Origin of the sequence: Marinomonas gallaica, from assembly GCF_001639745.1 — a bacterium.
Classification (GTDB): domain Bacteria; phylum Pseudomonadota; class Gammaproteobacteria; order Pseudomonadales; family Marinomonadaceae; genus Marinomonas; species Marinomonas gallaica.
Window position 1 is genome coordinate 178,098 of record NZ_LTAX01000006.1, and the last position, 6,273, is coordinate 184,370.

7 protein-coding genes are annotated in these 6,273 nt (G+C 46.4%); 4 read left to right on the plus strand and 3 right to left on the minus strand.

The features are described from left to right. Positions 1–30 precede the first annotated feature (30 nt). Positions 31–549: a DUF7482 domain-containing protein gene (locus AYW76_RS08330; RefSeq protein WP_231872573.1), complete on the plus strand. Its 519-nt coding sequence runs from the start codon at positions 31–33 to the stop codon at positions 547–549. A gap of 43 nt (positions 550–592) precedes the next feature. Here AYW76_RS08330 and AYW76_RS08335 read toward each other — a convergent pair whose 3' ends face one another. Continuing rightward, positions 593–1,261 carry a LysE family translocator gene (locus AYW76_RS08335; protein ID WP_067218396.1) on the minus strand — a complete coding sequence of 223 codons (669 nt, stop codon included), beginning with the start codon at positions 1,259–1,261 and terminating at the stop codon, positions 593–595. Positions 1,262–1,353: 92 nt separating this feature from the next. Here AYW76_RS08335 and AYW76_RS08340 point away from each other — a divergent pair, with 92 nt between their 5' ends. Then, positions 1,354–2,277, plus strand: a complete 924-nt coding sequence (locus tag AYW76_RS08340) for a LysR family transcriptional regulator (RefSeq protein ID WP_067218398.1) — start codon at positions 1,354–1,356, stop codon at positions 2,275–2,277. A 26-nt stretch (positions 2,278–2,303) separates the two neighbouring features. On the opposite strand, the gene trpA is transcribed toward AYW76_RS08340, so the two are convergent. Together trpA and trpB are read right to left on the minus strand one after the other, a co-directional pair. Continuing rightward, positions 2,304–3,092, minus strand: a complete 789-nt coding sequence (gene trpA, locus AYW76_RS08345; protein ID WP_067218402.1) for a tryptophan synthase subunit alpha — start codon at positions 3,090–3,092, stop codon at positions 2,304–2,306. A 2-nt stretch (positions 3,093–3,094) separates the two neighbouring features. Next, positions 3,095–4,351 carry a tryptophan synthase subunit beta gene (gene trpB, locus AYW76_RS08350; protein WP_067218404.1) on the minus strand — a complete coding sequence of 419 codons (1,257 nt, stop codon included), beginning with the start codon at positions 4,349–4,351 and terminating at the stop codon, positions 3,095–3,097. 1,022 nt (positions 4,352–5,373) lie between these two features. On the opposite strand from trpB, the gene AYW76_RS08360 reads away from it, so the two are divergent. Further along, on the plus strand, positions 5,374–6,066 hold the full coding sequence (locus AYW76_RS08360) for a tyrosine-type recombinase/integrase (protein ID WP_067218410.1): 693 nt from the start codon (positions 5,374–5,376) through the stop codon (positions 6,064–6,066). Positions 6,067–6,094: 28 nt separating this feature from the next. Continuing rightward, entirely contained in the window at positions 6,095–6,247 is a 153-nt protein-coding gene (locus tag AYW76_RS19515) for a hypothetical protein (protein WP_407943005.1), read from the plus strand. Positions 6,248–6,273 lie beyond the last annotated feature (26 nt).

The window sequence follows — 6,273 nt, forward strand, 5'->3', positions numbered from 1 at the left end:
TTATTTATCGACGACACTACTGGAAGGTATATGGACAAGATGTCTTTGAGAACTCTATTTGGTCGCGCTGCATTGGTAAGTGCAGGCATTGCGTTGACAGCCTGTTCAAATCAGCCCGCTGCTGTACAGTACAGTTTACCCATGCAGCAAGCATGGTTTGAGGGTGAAACAGTCTATTACGTAACAACAGACGTGTCTGATCAAGCCATGGCCGAAAGGATAGGGGCCAATTATGCCCCTCGTTTACGTGACGCGATTCCAAACTACCCTAAGCCTCCAAGGCAGAAGACAGTCATCGAGCGAGTATACGGCTTTCCTAATGGAGAGCAGCGTAATGTTTTTCCATCCGCGCCTACTCCAGTAGGACCGCTGAGTACAGATACGGCTTACTCTCCCATTTGGTTAATGTACGCAGTGAAGTGGGTTGACCCTGAAAGCGCGTTTGAACTGACGTCAGAAGATGCTGTGCTTGATGCTGACGCCAAAGGGCTGGTCAATATCGAGCGTACTAATATCGTTGTCAATTGTCCGGTGGTTCCGGGGCCATAAACGCTCAACAAAAAAGCGAAGCTATAGTTTAGTTACTTCGTTTTTAAGCGATCATTTTAAGCCCAAACGCCATCATGACTGCACCGCATGTACGCTCAATAAAACCCTTGTAACGTATAATATGTTGCTTGAAATATTGACCTGTAAACACGCTAGCGATCAAAGCAAACCAAATGCAGTGAGCCAGAGCAATGAATACGCCGTAGCCTATTTCGATAAGATAACCTGTATCCTTGGAAATAACTTGGCTGTAAAACGCGACAATAAAAAGCATTGTTTTGGGGTTAAATACGTTGCAGATGAATCCTATTACGAAGGGGTGAGACGTGATATTTGTCAATGCACGCTTCGACGATGGAAGCCTTTTTGGATGATCATCTGTGATCGATTGAGCTTTGCTAGAAGGCCAAAACTTGGCTTTTAAATCTGGCCAGAAAGCTTGCATACCAAGCCATATGAGATAGCTTGCTCCAACGATTTTGATGGCGCTTAATAGCCAACTTTGTTGACTTAGCAATAGCCCAAGTCCAAGTATGGTGTACATTAAATGAACGGTCACACCTGCACCAATTCCAAGCGCACATAACAAGCCTGCTTTACGTCCTGTGGAGATGGCTATTTTTGACACCATAGCAAAATCCGGTCCGGGGCTTATGACCGCTAAACAAGTAATAAGGCCGACACTGATCCATTCAAGCGTTAAGTTTTCCATTTAGATTCCTATATGGATTGATTTATATTATGAATAAATCAATCATGAAATAAAAATTACGCCTTTAATATCGAAAAAAGATAGGAATATACGTGAGCAATTTTCACAGAAAGAGAGTGTTGGCTTCACTTAATGCGTTGCCGCTATTTGAGGCGGCGGCTTTTTATGAAAGCTTTTCAAAAGCCGCTCACAGTTTAAATGTGACCCATGGCGCCGTTAGCCGTGCTGTGGCAACCCTTGAAGAACGACTGGGCGTTCCTTTATTTTATCGACGAAACCGCAGAGTTGTGCTTACTCCGGCAGGCGTCTTATTGCACAATGCGACCAAAGAAAGTTTGGACCGATTGGATGATGCGGTCGAAAAAATTCACCGGCATTCTGTTAGCTCTCCTTTCTTTGTTATCTCGTGCGAGCCGACATTGGCAATGCGCTGGTTACTGCCAAAGTTGGGGGAGTTTTATCGATTACATCCAGAGTTGAATGTTGATGTGCGAATGGCTGGTGGGCCGATTGATTTACTATCCGAAGGGTGTGATGTGGCGATAAGGCGCTCGGACTTTGGTGTTCCTGATGATTATCGAGTGACGCCATTTGCTGCTGAGCGGGCAGGCCCTGTATGTACCGCAGCCTATTTTAAGTCTATTGATCAAGACTGGAGAAAAGGCACTCGACTCCACAGCCGCACGCGACCCTTGGCATGGAAGGATTGGTTAAGTCTCGTTGAAGGAGAGAAAACCATATTACAAAATGATAGTGACGCTTCGCTAGAGCGTTATTTCGATCATTTCTTCTATGCATTGCAGGCCGCCCAAAGCGGACTAGGTATGGCGATTGGCTCTTATCCAGTCGTTCAGCAGGACATTGAAGAAGGTTTTCTGATGGCACCGTGGGGTGATGAACTTACAGGCCATTGCTACCAAGTTCTGAGCTTAGACAGGTTAACACCTGATCCAAGAGTGATTGCGTTAGAGAATTGGTTGAAGACGTTGTGCGTGTTGGAAAAAGACGGCTCTTAGTACTTGAAAGAGCCGTCTATAGAGATTTAGCTGTTAAACAAATTGTTGAACAGTTTCAAACCTTCTTCTTTGCCGCCTTTGTTGTAGGCATCCAGTAGAGCAGAACCAATGATAGCGACATCGGCTTTGCCTTTAAGTGCGTCTACATGGGCTTTTTCACGAATACCAAAGCCAACACCGATCGGCGCGCTAGTGTGTGAATTAATTTCAGCTAGGTACTCATCCAACGACTGCTGATCGCCGCCATTATGGTTTGAGTTACCTGTTACACCGGAGCGTGCGACGCAGTACAAGAAGCCAGTCGCTTCTTTTGCAAGAAAGGCGAGACGATCTTTCGGTGTTACTGGCGTGACCAACCACACAGGATCAACGCCGTTTGCTTCGCAATAAGTGCGTAGGTCGGCTGCTTGCTCATAAGGAAGGTCTGGTAGGATCAGGCCTTGAATGTTTTCTTCTGCACAGCGTTTAACAAGTTTTTCTAAACCGTAACGGTACATCGGGTTTAAGTAACTCATTAGAGCAATACGTGCTTGCGGGTAATCACGACCTAACTGACCGATGTCTGTTAGGCATTGCTCAACCGTTAGGCTTTGATCGTGCAGCGCACCGTGACAGGCTGCGACGATCGTTGGACCATCGGCCACCGGATCAGAGAACGGGAACTGAACTTCGATAAAGTCCGCGCCTGCTTCTAGAAGTGTCGCCATCCAATCTAAACTTTCTTGAACGCTTGGGTAGCCGTAAACCACATGTGTCATGGAGAGAATAGGTTTTTGCTGACGCTTTTCAGCAATGTATTGTGCTAACTGACTCATGCTTATGCTTCCCCTTCGTTGTTCAAGTGTTCTTTGTAATCAGCCATGTAATCTTCCAAGAACTCTGGGAAGGTTGCATCGTTCATTGCTTTGGCAACATTAAAGATGTCCTTGTCACCGCGACCAGACAAGTTGATCACGATACGTGATTCTTTTGGCAAGTTAGGTGCATCTTTAAACGCACCGGCAAGCGCGTGTGACGACTCCAACGCTGGGATGATCCCTTCTTTTTTCAGCAACAAAGAACACGCCGCCACCACCTCGTCGTCCATAGCGTAGGTCATCTGAATGCGACCTTCTTGCGCCAAGTGAGCAATGATGGGGGACACGCCCACGTAGTCCAGACCTGCGGCAATCGAATGCGTTTCTTGTAGTTGACCATTGGCATCTTGTAAGAACATGGTCGCAAAGCCTTGAGCAATGCCTTTTTGACCCAAACCATTCGACAAACGGATTGAGTGTTGGCCAAGCTCCAAGCCTTTACCACCGGCTTCAACGCCGATCATTTCTACTTCTTTCTCTTCTAGGAATGGCAAGAACAAACCGCAGGCGTTTGAACCACCGCCTACACAGGCGTACAAGCGATCTGGGTATTGGCCAAACTGCGCTTGGCTTTGCTCTTTCACTTCTTCACCGATGACCGACTGGAAGTACGCCACCATTTCTGGGAACGGCGCACAACCACAGGTTGTACCGATCAAGTAATGGCTGTCTTCATGGCTAGAAGACCAGTCACGTAGTGCTTCGTCCAAGGCATCACGTAATGTTTGTGCACCTTCAGCAACCGGCACAACCGTTGCACCTAGCTGTTTCATCCAGAATACGTTCGGGTACTGACGCTTCACGTCTTTAGCACCCATGTAAATGGTACATTCAAGGCCAAGGCGAGCAGCAATCAAAGCCGTCGCGACACCGTGCTGACCAGCACCGGTTTCAGCGATCACACGTTTTTTGCCCATACGCTTAACCAACAGAGCTTGGCCAATTACGTTGTTCATCTTGTGTGCGCCAGACTGGTTTAAGTCTTCGCGTTTTAGGTAAATCTGAGCGCCACCAAAATAGTCCGTAAGGTTCTTACAGAACGTCAAAGGTGTAGGGCGGCCAGAGTAGTTCTGCCAAGTATCTTTCAACTCCGCAATAAACGCTGGATCGTTCTTCGCCTCTTCAAAGGCATGAAGGATTTGCTGCTGGCTAGAGTAGAGAATCTCAGGAATGTAGCTCCCGCCAAACTCACCGTAGTAACCATTATTGCTTTGCATGAAAGACTCCTATCGGATGAAGTTGTGTGTTTAAACACTAAAAATTAATAACTAAACGATAAGGTAAAGTTAATAGAGAATGAGTAACGCGTCAAGCGCTCAAATAAATTTATTTACTATATCGTTTAGTTAATGCGTTATGACCTCTTATAATAGCGGAATTTTCATGAGATAACCTCACCGCAGAAGCAATCTGTCATCTGTGCAAACATGTATTATTTGTATGGGCGGGCTGCGCCCCGCGATCACATAGCAACACTGTAAACAAACCAAAACATCCAAGCTGTAGGACCTCGGTCCCCGAGGGATCAATCTGCAATCTAGACAGTCTTTCTAGGCTGCCAACCACCAGCTTCGGTTTCATAAACCGCTTTGCTGCACCATTCCATGTCATTGAATTTGCTTGGCCTGTCTCGTAAACTCGAGGCGTCAGCGCAAATCAAATGCATGGTATATGGCTAACTGACTTTTGAAACGAAATTCTTTTCGCGACCAGCCCTCGTACGAACGGCCTCCGCTCCGTGACATAGGAGTTGCAACGTCTTCGGCAAATCGAAGCACCAAAGTTGTAGGACCTCGGTCCCCGAGGGATCAATCTGCAATCTAGACAGTCTTTCTAGGCTGCCAACCACCAGCTTCGGCTTCATAAACCGCTTTGCTGTGCCATTCCATGTCATTTAATTTGCTTGCGCCTGTCTCGTAAACTCGACGCGTCAGCGCAAATCAAACGCATGGAATATCGCTAATTGGCTCCGGATCAAAAAAGATAGGTCTTTGGTCTACATTGGTACATTTAAACTTGGGAAGCCCCATGAAATCAGGTATTGTCTGTCAATAAAGCGTCAGGACGACGAAGGCTTATTTTATCGACTCTTCTCTGGCTCGCGCGGTTATTTGGCAAAACGCGCATGCGCACTATCAAAATGTTGAACTAAGCCGCTTCGCGGGTCTTTTCTCAGTTTTCCCAATTCCCCCATTTAGAACCAAACTTAATCTTCCACTCAACAATGGAGAATTAAGTTATGACGCCTTTACGCCAGCAAGTCATAGACAGGATGACCCTAGAAGGTTTTTCTATGTCGACGCAAAGAGCTTATTTATATCAATTGACGGAAGTGGCTCGGTATTTTCGTGTGCCACCCGATCAACTCAATCAAAACGATATCCAGCAATATTTACTGTATCTAATAAGAGAGCGAGGATGGAGCTGGTCAAGTTGCCGTCAAGCATTACACGCTCTGAACTTTCTGTATCGGAAAGTCGCGAACAAAGAGATGCCATCGGTATCGCTTCCTCATCCTAATAAATCTCAGAAAATCCCAGACTTGCTCTATCCAGATGAAGTGCAAGCCATGATCCGATGCTGTCAGCATCCAAAAGTGTATGTCGCCATGGTGTTGGCTTATACAACAGGGATGAGAATCAGTGAGATTAATGCACTGCGAGTCGATGATTTAGACCTTACTCATCACTGCATCAAAGTAAGGCAAGGAAAGGGGCAACAAGATCGCTATGTACTGTTTCCGCAAAGCTTGCAACAGGTGCTAGGTGCCTATTGGCAACGATACGAACTTTGTGATGTGGTGGTTTATGGATTGGATAAGCACCGTCCTCTGCATAGCAAATACCTTCGATTAGAAACGAAAGGAGCCGCTAAGAGAGCAGGAATTCAAAAGTGCATTCGTTTTCATAGCCTGCGCCATTCGTTTTCATAGCCTGCGCCATGCGTTTGCTTGCCATCAACTGTTAGCTGGAATGCCGTTACCACGGTTGCAAGCCTTATTAGGCCATAAGCAGATCCAAACAACATTCCGTTATCTTCAATGGATTGCAATGATGGATCTGAAGAGACGGGAGAGTGAGGATCTATTGCCATCCGACTGGTGGCCGTCATGAATGGGATAAGCCTAGCGAGCGTGATT

Coding starts and splice junctions, on each gene's coding strand:
- trpA (WP_067218402.1), bottom strand. CDS start 3,092: ATGAGTCAGTTAGCACAATACATTGCTGAAAAGCGTCAGCAAAAACCT.
- AYW76_RS08330 (WP_231872573.1), top strand. CDS start 31: ATGGACAAGATGTCTTTGAGAACTCTATTTGGTCGCGCTGCATTGGTA.
- AYW76_RS08360 (WP_067218410.1), top strand. CDS start 5,374: ATGACGCCTTTACGCCAGCAAGTCATAGACAGGATGACCCTAGAAGGT.
- trpB (WP_067218404.1), bottom strand. CDS start 4,351: ATGCAAAGCAATAATGGTTACTACGGTGAGTTTGGCGGGAGCTACATT.
- AYW76_RS08335 (WP_067218396.1), bottom strand. CDS start 1,261: ATGGAAAACTTAACGCTTGAATGGATCAGTGTCGGCCTTATTACTTGT.